General features: G+C 67.3%; 18 protein-coding genes and 3 pseudogenes. 8 read left to right on the top strand and 13 right to left on the bottom strand.

Annotation, left to right across the window (positions count from 1 at the left end):
• Positions 1-642: 642 nt before the first annotated feature.
• Positions 643-1116 (top strand): hypothetical protein, encoded by a 474-nt coding sequence (locus ACIPC1_RS17215; RefSeq protein WP_402517739.1) that lies wholly within the window; start codon positions 643-645, stop codon positions 1114-1116.
• Positions 1117-1552: 436 nt separating this feature from the next.
• A complete protein-coding gene (locus tag ACIPC1_RS17210; RefSeq protein WP_402517737.1) occupies positions 1553-2116 on the top strand; it encodes a YcxB family protein in 564 nt (187 codons plus the stop codon).
• A 117-nt stretch (positions 2117-2233) separates the two neighbouring features.
• On the opposite strand, the pseudogene ACIPC1_RS17205 reads toward ACIPC1_RS17210, so the two are convergent.
• A pseudogene (locus ACIPC1_RS17205) lies at positions 2234-2425 on the bottom strand (XRE family transcriptional regulator); the annotation flags it as partial.
• Between the two features lies 1 nt (position 2426).
• Here ACIPC1_RS17205 and ACIPC1_RS17200 point away from each other — a divergent pair.
• A pseudogene (locus ACIPC1_RS17200) lies at positions 2427-2575 on the top strand (transposase); the annotation flags it as partial.
• 228 nt (positions 2576-2803) lie between these two features.
• Here ACIPC1_RS17200 and ACIPC1_RS17195 read toward each other — a convergent pair.
• On the bottom strand, positions 2804-4768 hold the full coding sequence (locus tag ACIPC1_RS17195) for an RICIN domain-containing protein (protein ID WP_402517735.1): 1965 nt from the start codon (positions 4766-4768) through the stop codon (positions 2804-2806).
• 734 nt (positions 4769-5502) lie between these two features.
• Between ACIPC1_RS17195 and ACIPC1_RS17190 the strand changes: the two genes are divergently transcribed.
• Positions 5503-5790, top strand: coding sequence for a hypothetical protein (locus tag ACIPC1_RS17190; protein WP_402517733.1), 288 nt, complete (start codon positions 5503-5505; stop codon positions 5788-5790).
• A 53-nt stretch (positions 5791-5843) separates the two neighbouring features.
• On the opposite strand, the gene ACIPC1_RS17185 is transcribed toward ACIPC1_RS17190, so the two are convergent.
• On the bottom strand, positions 5844-6122 hold the full coding sequence (locus ACIPC1_RS17185; protein ID WP_402517731.1) for a DUF6308 family protein: 279 nt from the start codon (positions 6120-6122) through the stop codon (positions 5844-5846).
• 159 nt (positions 6123-6281) lie between these two features.
• Here ACIPC1_RS17185 and ACIPC1_RS17180 point away from each other — a divergent pair, with 159 nt between their 5' ends.
• Complete coding sequence (locus ACIPC1_RS17180) at positions 6282-6767, top strand: hypothetical protein (RefSeq protein WP_402517728.1); 486 nt, start codon at positions 6282-6284, stop codon at positions 6765-6767.
• Here the strand turns inward: ACIPC1_RS17180 and ACIPC1_RS17175 are convergent.
• The 8 genes from ACIPC1_RS17175 to ACIPC1_RS17140 form a co-directional block, all read right to left on the bottom strand.
• Positions 6760-6942, bottom strand: coding sequence for a hypothetical protein (locus tag ACIPC1_RS17175; protein ID WP_402517725.1), 183 nt, complete (start codon positions 6940-6942; stop codon positions 6760-6762). The two genes, ACIPC1_RS17180 and ACIPC1_RS17175, sit on opposite strands and share 8 nt — an antisense overlap.
• 187 nt (positions 6943-7129) lie before the next feature.
• Entirely contained in the window at positions 7130-7405 is a 276-nt protein-coding gene (locus ACIPC1_RS17170; RefSeq protein ID WP_402517724.1) for a hypothetical protein, read from the bottom strand.
• 416 nt (positions 7406-7821) lie between these two features.
• Positions 7822-8733 carry a phosphotransferase family protein gene (locus ACIPC1_RS17165; protein ID WP_402517722.1) on the bottom strand — a complete coding sequence of 304 codons (912 nt, stop codon included), beginning with the start codon at positions 8731-8733 and terminating at the stop codon, positions 7822-7824.
• A gap of 409 nt (positions 8734-9142) precedes the next feature.
• Positions 9143-9436, bottom strand: coding sequence for a hypothetical protein (locus ACIPC1_RS17160; protein WP_402517719.1), 294 nt, complete (start codon positions 9434-9436; stop codon positions 9143-9145).
• Between the two features lie 72 nt (positions 9437-9508).
• Complete coding sequence (locus tag ACIPC1_RS17155; RefSeq protein ID WP_402517716.1) at positions 9509-9961, bottom strand: hypothetical protein; 453 nt, start codon at positions 9959-9961, stop codon at positions 9509-9511.
• Positions 9958-10497 (bottom strand): transposase family protein, encoded by a 540-nt coding sequence (locus ACIPC1_RS17150; RefSeq protein ID WP_402518773.1) that lies wholly within the window; start codon positions 10495-10497, stop codon positions 9958-9960. Before ACIPC1_RS17150 ends, ACIPC1_RS17155 begins: the two co-directional genes overlap by 4 nt.
• A 263-nt stretch (positions 10498-10760) precedes the next feature.
• Entirely contained in the window at positions 10761-10964 is a 204-nt protein-coding gene (locus ACIPC1_RS17145) for a hypothetical protein (RefSeq protein WP_402517713.1), read from the bottom strand.
• Positions 10965-11267: 303 nt separating this feature from the next.
• Positions 11268-11555 carry a hypothetical protein gene (locus ACIPC1_RS17140; RefSeq protein WP_402517711.1) on the bottom strand — a complete coding sequence of 96 codons (288 nt, stop codon included), beginning with the start codon at positions 11553-11555 and terminating at the stop codon, positions 11268-11270.
• A 577-nt stretch (positions 11556-12132) separates the two neighbouring features.
• Here ACIPC1_RS17140 and ACIPC1_RS17135 point away from each other — a divergent pair.
• Positions 12133-12273, top strand: coding sequence for a hypothetical protein (locus tag ACIPC1_RS17135; RefSeq protein ID WP_402517710.1), 141 nt, complete (start codon positions 12133-12135; stop codon positions 12271-12273).
• Between the two features lie 17 nt (positions 12274-12290).
• Here the strand turns inward: ACIPC1_RS17135 and ACIPC1_RS17130 are convergent, their stop codons facing one another.
• Entirely contained in the window at positions 12291-12677 is a 387-nt protein-coding gene (locus ACIPC1_RS17130; RefSeq protein ID WP_402517709.1) for a barstar family protein, read from the bottom strand.
• A 227-nt stretch (positions 12678-12904) separates the two neighbouring features.
• On the opposite strand from ACIPC1_RS17130, the pseudogene ACIPC1_RS17125 reads away from it, so the two are divergent.
• A pseudogene (locus ACIPC1_RS17125) lies at positions 12905-13573 on the top strand (IS5 family transposase); the annotation flags it as partial.
• A gap of 831 nt (positions 13574-14404) precedes the next feature.
• Here ACIPC1_RS17125 and ACIPC1_RS17120 read toward each other — a convergent pair.
• Positions 14405-14968: a TetR/AcrR family transcriptional regulator gene (locus ACIPC1_RS17120; RefSeq protein ID WP_402517708.1), complete on the bottom strand. Its 564-nt coding sequence runs from the start codon at positions 14966-14968 to the stop codon at positions 14405-14407.
• Positions 14969-15113: 145 nt separating this feature from the next.
• Between ACIPC1_RS17120 and ACIPC1_RS17115 the strand changes: the two genes are divergently transcribed.
• Positions 15114-16577 carry an MFS transporter gene (locus ACIPC1_RS17115; RefSeq protein ID WP_402517706.1) on the top strand — a complete coding sequence of 488 codons (1464 nt, stop codon included), beginning with the start codon at positions 15114-15116 and terminating at the stop codon, positions 16575-16577.
• The last annotated feature ends 339 nt before the right edge of the window (positions 16578-16916 follow it).

Raw genomic sequence — 16916 nt, 5'->3', positions numbered from 1 at the left:
TCCCGAGCACCGCAAGTTCCTGGAGCTCTTCGCCGAAGCCCTCCCGACCTGTTCCACCGCCATGATCTGCATCGCGCTGATCGCCCCTGATAGCCCGCCGCCTTACCAAGGATTCCACCCCAACTTGGCGAGGGCTCTGACAGTTCACCCAAAGACGCATCCCGATATGAAACAGCGGGAGGAAAGGCCCTCTGAGACGTCTTCGGCCGCGGCGGGGGATCGACGGCTTCGGCGTTCAAGTCGGCGTCCAGGACCAGCTGGTAGCGGATGCGGTCCCGGGTCTGGACGGTGCTGGTGTCCTCGCGGGGAGAGTCCGGCGTGGCGACCACGAAGTTCGGGTGATTGACGATCGCCGCGTGACGGCTTGGGTCGGGACCGGATCGGGCAGGAGGTCGTCGCCCCGGGTCAGCGGCGTGCACCTTCATCGGTGGCCTGGTGGACCACGGGGGAAGTGCAGTGAAGTTGAGACGGCCCACCGATGAAGCAGCCCGAGACAGTGCGGAAGGTACAGGGCACGGACCCGCCAGCTGAAGCCGAGCGCGAGACCGGACAGCGGTACAACCTTTGGGCCTGGCGAGTCGTCATATCTACCGTATGACGCACAATGACCATTCAGCACAAACTGGTTCCAACGGGGGAAACATGAGCACGGTCCGCAAGGGCATCCGTCACCGCGTCCGCACCCGCCGCGCTTCCACCGCGGCCCTCACTCTCCTGATGGCGGGGGTCTTGGGGACCGCCGGCGCCGGGGCGTCCAGTGCCGGTACGTCAACACCGGCGCAGCAGAAGAAGCAGATCGCCTCGTCCGTCCTCGGGAGCGACTACAAGATCACCCTGACCGCCCTGCAGTCACCGGAGGACCAGTACGCCGCCACCGTGGAACTCCAGGTCTACAAGCAGAGCGGCGGTGCTTGGAAGGAGACCGACCTGGTCACCGTAGGCGACGTGAACGGGTGGTTCTGGTTCCCGGTCACGGGCAGTGGCGCCATCTGTGAGTTCTCGACCGCGAGCACGGAGCCGGCGCCGCTCGCGGTGAGCCTGCTGGTCACGCCGTCCATCGGCTGCTCGGACCCGGTGAACTACCTGGTGAAGGAAGGTCGGGTGTACGCCGCCTGATCGACGTCGCCAGAACTCCGGTGGGCCGACCCCTGCGGCCCACCGGAGTTCTGGCGACGGCGGCCGCACCCACCCGCCGTTCGATATTGACGGTGGCCGTTCCGGGCGGCGCCGGCGATGCTGGCGCCCGACTCGGTGTGGGGGCGAAGGCCTTGGTCGGGTCGGTCAGGGTGAGTTCAGAGGTCTCGTGGGCGGGTTCTTCCCAGCACGGTACCTGGTGAGGGCCGGACCGAGGTCGGTGCGGACTGGTCACGCCGAACGTGAAACGCACCAGCCAGACGAAGTACTCGCACCAGCCGCCAACTCGTGGGCTCACTCGCCAAGTGAGGTATTCGGTCACAGCTGAGCCGAAGCACGATTGAGTGAGGGACTTCGACCCGGGCTGAGGGCGGACTTCGGTTCGTCATGATCCGCACGCCTTATACCGGGAGGGACCATGGCCGAAGGCCACAGCGACCAACGCACCAACCACACGGAAAACTCTGACAATGTCGTGGACGAGCGGACCGTAGTTGAACTGGCGTACCGGCCCCAGTCGGCCGACGCCCTGGTCGGCCTGCGGGTCCGTGAGCGGATCAAGCGGACCGGGCTACTGCTGCGGGGTGTGTTCCTCCTCCTGTGGGTAGGGCAGTGGCTGGTCTCCGCCGTGGTCCGCGGGAGTGTCGACGTGGTCTCGACGGTTCTGTTCCTGTTGGTCGTCCTGCTGGTGTGGGGGTACCCGCGGCTGCAAGCCGCCCAGGTGCAGCGGCTCGTCGGATGGCAGGGCGAGTACCGCGCCACCGTGTCTCCGGCCGGGGTCACGTGCCGTACCGACCACGGCACACTGATCCAGAAGTGGTCCGTTTTCCAGGGATACCGGGAAACGGCAAGTCACTTTGTCCTGCTCAGCCGGGATCCCAACATCATGTGCGTCGACGTCTTGCCCAAGCGGGGCGTGCATGAGGCTGGGAACCTCGAGCGGCTCCGGGCGATCCTGGACCAGCACATCCCTCGCGTGTGACAGATGTCCGCCGTGGTGACAACGAGCGCGTCTCTGTGACAGCTGTCCTGCTTCGGCTCAACAGCCGGTCAATTCAGCGGTCTCGATTCCCTCTTTCAGAAGTCGAAAACCATGTAGTCGCTGCCGGCGCTTGCGTACCTGCGGCTCCTGGCGGGCCCGCACCGCATCGTCGATCGTCGCGGCGACGTCGGCGCGGACGTGCTTACGGGCGCCGCGACGGTAGCGGCTCTCGGGGTCGGCGGTGACACCGAGCTCCTGCGCGACGGCCTTCGCGTTGCCCAACTGCTCGAGCGGGTAGCCGATCTGGCCAATGTACGGCGGTCTGAACCACGGCCGGATCGACGTCGGCCAACTGCGGAAAGTGCTGGCCGGCCTGCCGCTGCCGCGGGTCGACGGCAGGCGCCTGTCCTTGCGGTCGATGTGTCGCCGTGGCTTCGCTCGGACGCGCCATGCTCGGCGCGCGAACGGCCCAGGCCCTCACCTCCTGGACCATCTCCACCAGGTGGGCGAGCAGACTCTGCAATGGCGTCTCGCCTGAACTCCATCGGGGCGCAGATCGAGATCTTCCGGGACATCTGGCAGGCGGCTGCCGCCGCAGCCTGCCGGCCGACCGCCTCTTTCCCGGGTGGCGCTGCCCGGCGTCCTGCGGCACCGCGGGTGCCGGACTCCGGGCAGCGCCGATCCGGCCTACTGAGGGGTGAGTGTGAAGGACTGGGCAGCAGCGCCGGAGCAGGTCCACTGCTGGAGCCGGGCGCCGTCGGTGGTGGAGCCATCGGTGACGTCCAGGCACTGGGCGGGATTGCTGCGTGGCGTCAGGGTGTACGTGCCGCCTGCCTGAGGAACCGCCTTCCACTGCTGATTGGTACCGCCGCCGTAGGCCCAGAGCTGGATCTTCGCTCCGTTGCCGGCTCCCGTCCCGCCGGTGACGTCCCAGACGGCGTTGGCCGCGTTGCGGCTGACGAGCTTGTAGTAGCCGCTGTCGGTGGACTGGAACTGCCACTGCTGGTTGGTACTCCCGGACACGCAGGTCCACTGCTGTACGGCGGCGCCGTTGGCGGTCGAACCAGCCGCGTCGTCAACGCACTTGCCGGTGTTGGCGTTGGTGACCGTGTACCACTTCGTCGGGTCCACAGATCCGCTGGTGCCCCCGCCGACGTCGGGCCAGATGTACGTGCCCACCGTCTTGGCGGGCAGCGTGCTGCTGACCTGCTGGCCGGCGGCCCGCAACGTGAAGGGCTGGTTGGAAGCTGTCTGGTTGACCACGACGGTCACCAGGCTGCCGTCGGGGTTGAGGAAGGCGACGTTGGTGACATTGCCACTGGTGCCGTTGTTCGTCTGGACCCGGGTGGCGCCGCGTGCGATGAACTTCGAGAACTGGCCGACGATGTAGTACTCGGGCAGTGCCCAGTACGTGTCCGGGTTGCTCGGCGACTGGATGAACATGGTCGGGTCGGGTGCACCGGACCACTGCTCCGGGCTGCGGTTCTGGTCGAGCATGGTGACCCAGTCCTGGTACATGATCGACTGGTTGCGGAAGTACTGGACGATCCGGTCCGCGCCGGCGGTGCCCCACACGGCGCGCTCGGTCATGGCCACGTCCTTGGTCGGGTAGCTCGACTTGACCTGTGCCATGGCGGTCGGATCCCCGCCGTAGTCGTGGAAGGCGACGCCGTCGACCGAGCTGAACGCGCTGCTGGGTGAGCCGGGACTGCCGAGGACCCCGGCGGTGTAGGTCGGGCCGTCGCCGAAGTTGTGGTCGTAGGCCCAGATCTTGGTGGCCGACGCGCCGTTGCTGTTCAGCTCGCCGCGCAGCGCGGTGGCGATCCTGCGTTCCTGGTCGGCGGTGAGCGTCATGCCCGGGTAGTCCGGCGGTGAGAACAGCGGTTCGTTCTGCATCGTGACGGCGTACAGCGGCAGTCCCTGGCCCGCGTAGGCGGTGACGGCCTTGCGCAAGTAGGTGGCGAGCACAGGGATGTTCGCGTCGGGAAGGGTGCCGCCGATCAGGCTGTTGTTGTTCTTCATCCAGGCCGGGGGGCTCCACACACTGCCGAACAACAGCAGGTTGGGGTTGATCGCCTTCGCTTCCTTGAGGACCGAGATGATGTTGTAGTCGATGTCCTTCTGGATGGAGAACCGCGACAGGCTCGGGTCGGCCGCGCCGTCGTCGTAGGTGTAGAACTGCCGCGAGGTGAAGTCGCTCGAACCCAGCGGGATCCGGGCGATGTTGAACCCGGCACCGTTGACCGGGTCGACGAGCTTGCGCAGCGCTGCTGTACGCGCGGAGGCACTCATCCGGGACAGGTTGTAGATCGTGGACTCCTCCAGCGAGGAGCCGACGCCAAGGACGGACTGGTAACGGGTGGCCGTGTCAGCGGTGATGGTGGCCGTGCCCGACGCGGTGACCGCGGTGAGGTCGGACTGTCGCGACAACTGATACTGGGTGGAGGCGAGCCCCGCCGCCGGGTTGGTGAACCAGTTCGCGTTGGCCGGGCCGAATCCCGAGGCGGTCGACTCCGAGCTGAAGTACACCTGCACGGGAGCGCCGGCTGCTTGGGCCGACGGTGCGTTCACTGTGGTCAGAGCGACGGGTGCGAGCAGCGCGCCGACCGCCGTCGCCGTCAGCGCGAGCGTGGCCCGACGGCTGCGCACCACGGGACTGGCGGTCCGGGAGCGCGGTCGCCACCAGTGTGGGTGTCTCAGAGGCACGGGAACTCCTGATCGGGTGGGGGATGTCGCCTGCCGCTCGGTGTGAGCCGGTGAGACTCGCTCATCCGACGCTGGGCGTGCGGTGCGGGCGCTGGATCGGGCGGGGCGTTCCGAAGGCGGGAGGCTGATGCGACTGTGGTGGACGATCAGTGGGGTGACACAAGGGATTCACGGCTTTTTACAAGTCGTGAACTTAGGGGGGTGCTGAAGTACCGTCAACCCTCGCGTCTCAACGGGCGCATCAGGTGTGGTGCCTCGGAACCGGTCGGTCGCTGTCTCCGTGCGTCGTGAGAACCTGGCACGCAGAAGGCCCGACTGGCCCGACCTGGTCGGGAGCCGAGCCGATGGCAAAGGGGCCAGCACGGGTGACAGACCCGATGCGCTTCCCTCTCACCTTGACGTCCTCTGGCCGTCCCGTCATGTACGGCTGGTGGGGCGATGCGGCAACTGCCGAGGAGAAGTTCTCCAAGTGAATCGGCTCGTATGCGATCGAGGCAGCACAGGTCGTATTGACGGAGCGGACCGGTGCCGGCGACCACGTGCTTATGAGCTGGCCCGAGGACGCCTGGTGTCAGCCTGCCGCGGTGTCGGGGTACCGTACGAGCTTCCTGAGCGCGGCTTCGAATTACTGATCTCTTCGGGTTGTTGTCGGGTGCTGATCGCTGCGGTAGGCCGGTCGTATGCGGTACGCGCAGGGCGGCGGGTTGACCGCCGAGCGGCGAGAGTTTCGTGAGCGGATCCGGTACCAGGCGGGCGAACGGTTCACCCGCGGCGAGAAGACCGCGGTGATCGCGAAGGATCTGCGGGTGAGGTTCATCGACGCTCTCGCCGCGACCGGGACCGGCACCGTCATCAAGCCGCTCTGCCCGGTGTGCGGGCAGCGGCGCCGTCTGAGCGGCACGGTGGACGGCCGGCGGGTGTGCACGATGTGCGACGAGCAGGCGAGGGCTGTCGCGTGCGAGCTCTGAGTCCGGATGATCGCTGTCCGGCCAGCGCAGTCTGTCCGACTTCACCGCGGAGCTCAACTCGTTGCGGCTTGCCCCTGCTGGCCTTGATGCATCCAGGCGATGACGTCGAACACACGCGGAACGCCGATGCCCTCGCCGATACCCGCCTTGTCGCCGAGACGGACCAGTTGTTCGTGGAAGGCGCCATTGTCCACGCGGAGTGCGGCAGCCAACGCGGCCCAGAATGACTGGTCCATCCTCGGGCGCTCCAAGAGCTGCTTGATGCGTATGTCGTAGATCGGGGTGATGGCGCTCCTTGAAAACGGCCACTCCTTACTCGGGCGAACCCCCACCTGCTCAGTGGATCTCCCCACACATGTGGCGCTTGGCCTGCGGACGGGCGCCGCTGCGGAGAGGCAGGCGATAGCCGGCCGGATCCGGGGGGTGCCTCTATCCCTTTGGTCAAGCGAAACGGGGCTGCGTTGGTTCGCGTAGGCGGGAAGGATGGCGGCATGGCCGATCTGCTGTGGGACGACGTGAGCTGTTTCTTCGATCCGGACCTGATGGGGTCGCTGCCGGATGTGCGGGTCCCAGGTGCCTCCGTGGAGGACTGGCAGTGGGTCCTCGATCTTGTCGTTGAGAGGGGCTGGAAGTACCAGTACTCCGAAGGCGAGACGGTGCTTCCGGTGCCTCGTGCGGCGGCCGTTCTGGCCCGCCCCGCGGAAGCCGAGTGCCCAAGTTTGCGAGTTTGGCCGGTGCCCGGTGTGCTCGCGATCTTCCGTTTCCATGCCGACGATGAGATTGACTTCGACGTCAATTTGCGGGAGTTGCAGGGCCAGGCGCGACTAGATGTGTTCTGTGGCTTCCTTCGTGAGATCGGGCGGCACTTGGGCAAGTGGGTGCTGATGGATCCGGAGAGCGACTCTGGCCATCCGGTGCTCGGGTTCGATGTCGAGGCTGATCGAGTTGTCCTCCTTGCGGAGCCGTTGGTCAGGTGACCGCAGTCGTCGGCCGGGATTCGTAGAAGGTTCCGTCGCGGAGCATCGCGTAGAGGACATCGGCTCGGCCTCGGGCGCGAACCACCAACCCGCCCGCGCTGTGCACAGCTTCCGTAACGAGCACCACGAAGTCCGCGAACAGCACGTCCTGCCAGGCGAGTTCGTCGTGGTTCATGTCCTGGACGTCGACGCAGACGGGTCGGTTCAGCCCGCCTCATCGGGACATGACGGAGCGTCATGCCTGGCGCATCGTGACGGGGCGTACCCCAGCTCACGGTCCGAAATCGAACAGCTCCCGTCCCGTGCCATCCAAGGTCGAGCGTTGCCATCGAATGTTGAGCGCACACGCTTCCGGTACCGGGCTACCCGTGCCGGATGACGTTGTAAATCGTCTGGGAGGCGGGCGCCGGGTGCGGGACGTTGTTCCAGCCGATCTCCTCGGCGCGCTTCTCTATCGCTTCTCGGGCTGCTTGAGCTGCGGCTTCGTCCTCAAAGAAGGCGACAGACAGCCCGTTGCCAGTCGCAGGATCGATGAGGTGATACGCACCATGGACACCCGGCACGGTGGCAGCGGCCTCCAGCACCCAGTCACGGTCATCCGTCGGCATCGGTTCCCAAACGGCCACCCTCGCGATCATCTTTGTCTCCCTTGTCCGCTGTCCGCTTGCTGAGCCTTCAGGATGAAGGAACCTTCGGTGGAAGTGCTCAGCTTTCGGTGACACCGAACGGCCCCTTCGCGGACCGTGACGGCTCCCCGTGATCGCTGCCAGACCCCACTTCGCCCCGCCACCACCCCTCAGTACTCCCGAACGCCCCTCCCACTGGGGCCAGTTGGAGTCGCCCCGATGGGGCCGCTGAAGGGATCTGTCAGCGATCACGGGGAGTGGTCACGGTGGGTGATGTCGCGGTTCGATTCGGAGGTGTCGCAGGGCCGTCGGCTGGGAGCCAGTGCGGAAGTCGGGGTGCCCCGGTGCGGGTGTGCGAGCGGCTCCGCTGCCGGACGTGGCAGCCGGGCCTGGTGCTCGTCTCCGTGCCCGCGCCCCGGGCCGTCCTTTCAGCCCAGCGCGTCCATCAGAGCGGTGATGTAGGCATCCAGTCGCTCTTCCACGGCCGGTGTCGTCAGTTCCGCCCGCCCCGCCTCCCGCCACGGCCGCGCCACCCACTGCGCACCCGCCGTGAATGCCAGAGCGTCCAGCAGCCGCCAGTACAGCCGCTCGCTCGCAGCCGCGGCCAGCACCCCGCCAGCCTCCTCATAGGCTTCAGCGAACCGCAGACCCCACGCCGGGCCGTGCAGCAGCGCGAGGTTGGTGGAGCAGTGCGCGACATCGAGGTCCGCCGGGCCCCAGGAGGTCTGCACCCAGTCGACGACCCCGGTGATCCGGGGACCTGCCAGGCTTGGGGGCGGCACGTCGAACAGCACGTTGCCGGGGTGGAAGTCCCGGTGCAGGAACCGTCCCTCATAGGACGGCGCAGGCTTGCGGATCACGTCTATCGCCGCGGTCCATGCCGCCGCGTCGGCGCCGTCTGGAGGGTCGACTGCGTCGGCGGTCGTCCACGCCTCATACTCCCGGGGCCGCTCGGCGGGTCGCAACGCGTGGATTGCCACCAGTTCACGGGCCAACAGGGGGACGCGCGCCTGCAATCCCTCCTCATCGAGGACCGTCCGGCCCGCCAGATGTGTCATCAGGAGTGACGGATACTCGCAGTGCGCGGCGGTCGGATCAACCGCGACCGGTCCGGGAGCCGGCACGCCGGTCCCCTTGAGTAGCGTGAGGACGCCGGCCTCCCGGTTCAGCAGGTCCTCGGCGTGCTCCACGAAGAACGGGTCGACGAAAGTCCGCAGCACCAGGTCGCGGGTGCCGCCGTCCCGCGTGCTGATGGTCAGCCGCCGCATTTCGGCGGTGATGCCGCCGTGCAGTGTCTCGGTTTTGACGATCCGTTCGCCGGCCTTCAGGTGCCGGCTCACCCAAGCAAGGGTCAACGGTCGGACGGCCCCTGTCTCATCGTGGTTGATCACCGTGCCACCCCATCATCCGGACGGACGGACGCACGCGCAAAGCCTTTCGCTGGAGGCGATGGCAACGCTGCTCTGCTCCTCTCGCAGCAGACCCCGTTCAGGACCCGAATCGAGCCGTGGCCACAGTCTGGAAAGGCCCCGTCTCAGCGGGCTCTGGCATTGATCGCGAGGAGCCGTCACGGCGGTCACTGAAGCAGGATCATCTTGAGGAGTAGTTCGAATTCGGCCTGTCCGTATAGCTGCCTTTTGATCTTTTTGATGCGGTTCACGGCGCCTTCGGTGCCGCCCGAGCTCCAGCGGAGAGTGAGTCCGGCGGTGAAGGCGTCGAAGTCGCTGGTGAGGCCGCGTGCGAAGCCGGTCAGTCCGGGCGGTCCGCCTCGGCGGCGTCCTCAATCCAGGCGGGCAGCAGGACGCTGGTCTGCTGGGTGAGCATGTTGCCGAAGCCGCGGACCAGCCGGTGCGCGGTGGCCAGTTCGGGGCAGGCGTCGAGCACTGCCTTCAGCTGTTGATGTTCGTCCTCGGTGAGCGTGGAGGGGCGACGGGTGAGCCAGCCGGTGACCTGCCGGACGCTCGGCGGCGCCGGAGGCCGGGCAGGGTTGTCGGGCCACTGCAGACGGCTGCGCGCCCAGTCGCGGAGGCTGCTGTAGGGCACCGGCCGGCCCAGGGCGGCGAGCTCCTCGCGCAGTTCCTTGATGGAGATGGCGCCCGCGGTCTCGTCGATGCGTCACTGCAGGTAGGGGCGGTGGACATCGAGGCGGCTGGGTCGGGTGCGGCGGCCGGTGACGGTGTCCTGCCAGCGGGCCGCGCGGGCGAACCGCTGGACGGTGTGACGTCCCCAGCCCAGATGCCGGGCGATGGCGCGCAGACCCACGCCCTCGTTCAACAGGCCGTGGACCAGGGCATGATGCGCCCGCATGCGCTCAGCCCGGCACCCGGTCGGCAAGGCATCGGCGGGCAGCGACGTCTCCTGACGGGTGCTGCCGGTCGAGATCGTGGCGTCCTCCTCTTCTGGCTGCAGGGTGAGAACGCGCAGCTGGTCGCGGTGGGCCGCGACGCACTTCTCGACCTCCTGGCCGAGGTTCTGCCACAAATGGAACCGGTCTGCGACCTGCAGGGCATCCGGGGCGCCGAGCGCGGCGCCTTCGGCGTAGGCGCTGGCCCGGTCCCGGCAGATCACCTCCACCCCGGGTGGGCCGTCAGCCGTGCGGCCAGCGGTGCCGCCTCGTGCCCCGGCAGCACATCGATGGGCCGGTGCCGTTCACCATCCGTGATCACAGTGGCGTAAGAGTGGCCGCGCCGGGTGGCGAAATCGTCGACACCGAGGGCCTGCGGGTGTCGTAGAGCGGGTCGGGCATGGCCCGAATCCGGTTCAACAGCCCCATCCGCCCCGCCGTAAGGCCCAGAGCGTTGGCCATGCGCGCCCCGGCACGGCTGGCCAACGCGAGCGCGATCCGGTCCAGCAATGCGCGGAGCCGGTCCGTGACACGGGCCTAGGGGGCTGGTCAATCCTGGTATCTGCTGGGCGAACGTGCGCTGAGGACAAGCGCTGTCAGCGCATACGAAGCGCCGCACCAAGAGCAGGATTCGTACCGCGTGCCCGGCCGGCGGAAGATCCTGTAAGCGACGCTCGTAGCGGTCATGCACACGTGTCGACGCCCGGCCGCAAGCCGGACACGAGCCCGCGTCACGGCAGACACTGAGCCGCACCACCATCCCGCACCCGCCGTGCACCGCCGTGGTGACCAGCACCTCGAATCCCTTGAACAGCACGTCCTGCCAGGCGAGTTCGTCGTGGTTCATGCCCTGGACGTCGACCCCGACGGCACGGTTCAGTCCGCCCCACCGGAACATGACGGAGCGTCATGTCCGGCCGACCACGGCGGAGCGTACCCCGGCTCACGGTCCGGTATCGAACGGACCCTTCACGGATCGTGACCGCTCCCCGTGATCGCTGACAGATCCCGCTGAAGTCCGCCCTAGCCCCCCTGGAGCAGCGCCACCAGGAACGCCCGGTCGCCCGCGTCGAACCGCACCCGCTGCCCGTTCAGCTGCCGCTCCAGCACCGCGATCTGATGGCGCAGAGCCAGGACCTCTACGTCCATGTCCCCATCGCTCATCGGCAGCAGCCGCGGCATCGCGAAGGCGCTCGCCATGCCCAGGTACACCAGTCGCAGCAGCATGGTCGGTCATCATGCCTGGGTGATCACCAGTCGTGCCAGAGTGGTCGACGCGGCCGACATCCGGCGAACCGCCGCGCACTGGCTCCAACCAGCGCGGATGACGTTATCGGCAGCGTCACCGTCAACGAGCCGTCCCTGGAACCGTTGTCCCGAACCCGCGATCTCCAGTACTGCGGGCAGCATCACGAAGCAGATCCACCTGGCGGCAGGGGTCGGAGGTGTCGAGCACTCGGGTGCGTACCTTCGCTACGTGCTCGGAGCTCTCGTACCACTCGTCAAGGTCAATGGGCAGGTACTGGACACCTAATCGTCGCAGTTGACCCGGCCGCCTCCGGAATACTTGGTGCCGTTGACCTCCACCCACCCGGTGATCTCGGCGCAGTAGATGTTGGCGCCTGAGACGTAGATGCTTCCGGCGTAGGTCGAGTAGGAGCCGCTGTCGTACCACGAGGTCTGCCAGACGTAGCGGCGGACGCGAACCTCCATGTTGTGTGAGCCGGCCCGGTTGTCGAAGGTCATCGCGCAGTAGGTGCCGCTCCCTGTATCGTCCTTCCAGACCTGGATGTATCCCACGTTGTCCGAGAGGGGCATGCGGGGAAGCGCATAGCCTTTGCACGACGAGAATGGCCCCGCGTAACCGGGTGGGGCGTCCGCCGGGTCGGTTGCCGACGCAGCGCCCGACCCACCCAACACAATCCCCGCCACGAGTCCGCAGACCGCCGCGACGGATAGGCCACACCTTCTGATCCTGTCGATCCTGCTCGCCACAAGTCCCCCTTGAGCTTCGTGTGCCCGGCGGTCCACAGCCCCGCACAGACCGGAAGCGAACGGTGCTCCCGCCCGGAAGAGGACCTTGATTCTGTACGTGACCGACCCACCGTAGCGAGCAGTCCGCCCCCCGGGAAGCGACCAATTGAGCCACTGGGCCGTCACCGCTGGACCCTCGCGCCATGGCTTGGCTCGCCCCAACCCGGCTCGGCGACCGTCCGCATCCGGTTCCCCTGGACTCGGCGTCGTGGGCAGTGCTGGAATGCTGTCTGGCCCATTGCGAAGCCCAGCAGACAGACAATCCCCACGTCATGGTCACCCGCCAGACGAAGGTCGGCCGGGCCCGGCGTCCACCGCCTATGTCAGTCACTTCCTCGACGCCTGCGGCTTCCCGCCCCGAATGATCCGCTGCACTCGACTGCTCGACCTGGTCAACACCATGGATCCCAACCTCGTCGCCGCCGCGTTCGGCATGGACCCCAAAGGCACCATGATCTATCTCGCAAACCACGTCGATGAGGGCTGCTTGCCGGAGCGGTGAAGACCAGGCATTGGTGGTTACTGAAGCCGCAGGACGCCAGGGGCACGATCCTCGAAGATCGTGATCAGCCAGTCGAAGACGGTCGGCCCGTGCTCTGCGTGCGCCGCAGCCAGATCCGCGCTGACAGCAGGACGGTTCGTGGGATGGCACCGTGAGAGGCGAATCTCCAGCTGGCGAGCCGTCTCCGGATAGCCCAGACGCTCGCGCGACGCCTGGTGCTCACGCCATTCAACAACGTAGTCATCATCGTCGGGCTGCCCGAAGCCACCGCTGAGGCAGTCAGCGAAGGCGTCGAGGTTCTTGCCGAAGTAGCCTCCAGGGCCGTTGACCGCCTCGCCGATGAGTCGCCAGAAGTCTTCCAGCGTCCTCACCTGGGTGCCGTCCAGCACGTATATCGCCGTCACGGCACGAAGGATACGTCCAGCTCGATGGTCTACCTCTCCAATTTGAACCCGTGCTGTTCAGCCACTGCCTGACACAGGTTCGCCGGAACATGTGCGCTTTTCCGAACGACTCGTTGGATGTGATGGCGGCGCTGTCCGCGCGCCGTCTGCTTCGGGCGCTGGTCTGAGCGCCTGGGCCTGGTGGGTAGTCCCGGACCGTGCCCTGACGTCGCCGATATCCCAGTGATCTGTCCGATGCCCGGTGGGAGTTGGTCGAGCCGGTCCTGACCGCCTGGCGGTCCGAGCGTCGCGGCCGCGGCCTGGGTATCGGCTGACCCGCGGATCATGACCTGCGCAGTCTGCTGAACGCGGTCCTCTAGGTGAACCGGACCGGGGTCCCGTGGCGTTACCTGCCGCACGACTATCCGCACTGGAACACCGTCAACGCCTGCTTCGCGCGTGGGCAGGAAGAGGGCGTCTTCGTTCAGTTCAACAGCCTGCTGCGTCGCCAAGTCTGCAGTCAGGAAGGCAGGGAGGAAGAACTGAGCGCCTGTGTCATCGATTCGCAGAGCATCAAGACTTCCAGCAGTGTCCCTGCCCGCGGGCAGGGTATCGATCCGGGCAAGAAGATCGTGGGCCGCAAGCGGAGCATCGTCGTCGACACCGTCGGCCTGCTCCTGGCCACCGTGGTTTCCGCTGCGAGCGTGCAGGACTCGATCGCAGGCCAGGCCCTGATCGGGAAGGTCGCCGTCGAGCATCCCACCGTCCGTAAGTCCTGGGCCGACGGAGGCAACCGCCAGCGTCTCGTGGAACATGCCGCCGCCCTCGGCATCGACATGCACATCGTCCGCCGCGACCGCACGACCAGGGGATTCGCCGTCCTGCCATGTCGCTGGACGGTCTGTCGGCGCGCCGGACGGTGTCTAGTGCTGCCGTCCAAGTGGTCCGGCCGTACTCGATCGTGGCTGCGGTTGAGTACGGCCGCGGTGGGCACCTTCTGGTCCTTGTGCTCGTTCGGGTCGATGGTGTGGGAGAACGGGAGGTCTGGCGTGGTATCGGCGTCCGGCCGCAGCCATGAAGAGACGTCCGGGGCCGGCACCAGCCGGCCGTCCGCAGCCTGCGGTATCGGGAGCTCTGCCAAGGCGCGGTGAAACCGGGCAAGGCGCTGTGAAACCGGCAACGCCTGTCCGTCGTTGGTCGGGGACTGCCGTTTGAGGCCCCGTGGCACGGTGGTGCTCCGGCGTGAGTGCCGGGTCGAGAAGTGTGCGCGCGGGCCTGTCCGAGCACAACACTGCGTCGCCAGTTCGAACATCGCATCGCAGCGGCGCGGGTGGTCAGGCGGTCGTAGAGGTCAGTCTGGTACCGGGACGACATGGTCGGGGACTCGGCGCGGACATCGTCGTGCTGCAGACTGCCCCTCGCGGCCTCGCCATGATCAACAGTGTCGTGACAACGCCCCTGGTCACGCCAGGGCCGCGTCTGCCGCGTCGACGACGGGTTACTCAAGCGCTCTGCCCGGGAGGGACGTTGAAAGACGAGCGGGGAAGGAGGCACCGCGCGGCCCCGGCCGGTGTGGCTAGTCGATGTGGAGGACGACCTTGCCGCCGACCCGGCGGCTGAGCAGGGCGTCGATTGCTTCGGCGATGGTGCGCCATGAGTGTCCGAGTTCGATCTGGCAGTCGAGCCTGCCCTCCGCGACGAGGGTGCAGAGGCGGGTGACGTCGCTGGTTCCGCGGACCAGGTCGAGGTCACAGCAATCGGTCGACCAGCCCGTCGACGTAGTCCGGGGTGAGCCCCATGCCGAACAAGACGCGGATATACATCGGGGCCAGGATGTGGTCCAGCACGGCGAACGCGTCTGGTGCGTGTTCGCCACGTTCGCGGGCTCGATCGAGCATGGACTGCAGTTGCCGGGTGCGTTCGGCGAGGAGGTCGTCACGCGCCTGCAGGCCCTGCTGACCGTTGCTCGACAGGGCGACGGCCAGGCGCACCACCGCCAGACCGTCGGGTCCGGTGATCTCGCGGGCCACGGTGGCCGCGTAAGTGTGCAGGTCACCGGCCAGACTCCCGGTGTCGGGCATCGGCGACCGCGAGTTGAGGCGGGTGAGCGCCACGTCGGTGAGCAGGGTTTCCAGGCTGCCCCACCGGCGGTAGATGCTGCTGTCGGCCACGCCCGAGCGGGCTGCGACCTCGCCGACGGTGAAGTTGCCGTAGCCGCGCTCGCTGATCAGGTCGGTGACGGTCTGGTGCACCGCCGCGCCGACGCGGGCGCTGCGCCCGCCGGGCCGCCGGGCTCGCTGTCGCTCGTTCATGCCCCCACCTTAACGCAGTCGTTACTTGCGTTTATGGGCGAGCCTCCATACAGTCTCCTAACGCAGTCAATGACTGCTTTAGGGCGCCCGGAGGCTGACCGTGTCGGCCATGGAGAGGCGCAACCACCGATTGAGAGGAATCCCCATGGCTGCATCGCCTGTGGCCGTACGCAGTCGACCAACCGTGCTGCTCACGGTGACCTGCCTGGGTCAATTCATGGTCCTGCTCGACAACACGATTGTTGGAGCAGCGCTGCCCGATATGCAGCACCGGCTGCACACTCAGCTGACCGGTCTGCAATGGATCGTCGATGCGTACGTACTGCTGGTCGCCATGCTGCTGCTGTCCGGCGGTGTCTTCGCCGACCGGTTCGGCCGCAAGCGGGTGTACCTGACCGGCGTGGCGGTGTTCACCGTCGCGTCGGTGCTCTGCAGCCTCGCGCCCTCGGTCGGCTGGCTGGTCGCCGGCCGGGTGCTGCAGGGAATCGGGGCCGCGGCGCTGAGCCCTGCCTCGCTCGCCCTGCTCGCCGCCGCCTATCCCGTGCCGCAAGAACGAATCAAGGCGATCGGGCTGTGGGCCGGATTCAGCGGAATCGGTCTGGCCGCAGGCCCCGTGGCCGGCGGCGTGCTGACAGATGCCTTCGGCTGGCCCGCCATCTTCCTGGTCAATCTGCCCATCGGCGTGGTCCTACTGCTGGTCGGTCTGCGCAGCCTTGAAGAGGCCCGCAATCCGAGCGCCCCGGCGATCGACATCCCGGGGACGGTGCTGTCCGTTCTGGGGGTGGGGGCGCTGACCTATGGGCTGATCGAGGGTGGTGCCCGCGGCTGGACGTCGCCGGTGATCCTGGTGAGCTTCACCGGCGCTGTGATCCTCCTCGCCGCCTTCGTCGCCGTCGAAGCGCGTCGTTCCACTCCGATGCTGCCGCTGCGGCTGTTCCGGCAGAGGCTGTTCACCGTGTCCAACACCGCCATGGTCGTGGTGGGGTTCGCGCTCATGGGTTCGTCGTTCTTCTTCTCCCAGTTCTTCGTGTACGTCCAGGGCAGTTCGATCCTGCGCGCCGGCCTGCAGACCCTGCCGGCAACCCTCGCCATGGTGATCGTCAGCCCGTACGCGGGCCGGCTCGCCGCCCGGTACGGGTTCCGAATCGTGGTCACCAGCGGCCTGGCCCTGGCCGGCCCGGGACTGCTGGCGCTCGGCATGGTGCACGCCGACACCGGCTACGGGAACGTGTGGTGGCGGCTGGGAGTCGTCGGCATCGGTTTCGCCCTGACCATGTCCCCTCTGACGGGAGCCGCCATCCAGGCAGTCAGCTCGCAGGAAGGCGGCCTCGCCTCAGGTATCAGCAGCACCACCCGGCAGATCGGCGCGGTGCTCGGCGTGGCGGTACTCGGAGCCATCGTCCGTACCCGCCAATCCGGCGGCGCCTCCTTCGAGACCGGTCTCAACAGCGCCTTCCTCGCTGCCGGCGCCGTCACTTTGGCCACCGCCGTGTTCACCGGCCTGTGGCTGGCCAGGTCCAAGCCCGCGGAAGGCTCCGCGGCGGCGCAACGTTCCACGGATCCAGGTGCGGTCGCCACCTCGAAAGAGGCGCCCGCGAACAGCCGTTGACGGCGACACCGACCTTGCCCGGGAGACCTCCCGCCGGATGATTCCCGGCGTGACGCCTCCCGGCCAGCAGGCTGATGCTGCGCGCCTCTCACAAATGACCATCTGTGAGAGTTCTGAGAACGGCCCCGGGTGATCATGTTTCCGCAGGTCGCCGTTCGCGAAAGCCCCCTCAAAACCTGCGCGTTGTGCGAGGCACTTCTGAGAGACTTCCCGCATGGATCTCACGCCCGATCAGTGTCAGCTTTCGGAGGCGGCTGCGCTGATGTCCGAAGTCACCTGCACGCGCCCGTGAGTTGATCGAGCAGTCAATTCGGCATGGCGTCGTTGTCGTCACGCTTG

Origin of the sequence: Streptomyces sp. NPDC087263, assembly GCF_044744645.1 — a bacterium.
GTDB lineage: Bacteria > Actinomycetota > Actinomycetes > Streptomycetales > Streptomycetaceae > Streptomyces.
The sequence above is the reverse complement of the archived record's forward strand: the minus strand, read 5'-3'. Positions and strand labels throughout refer to the sequence as shown.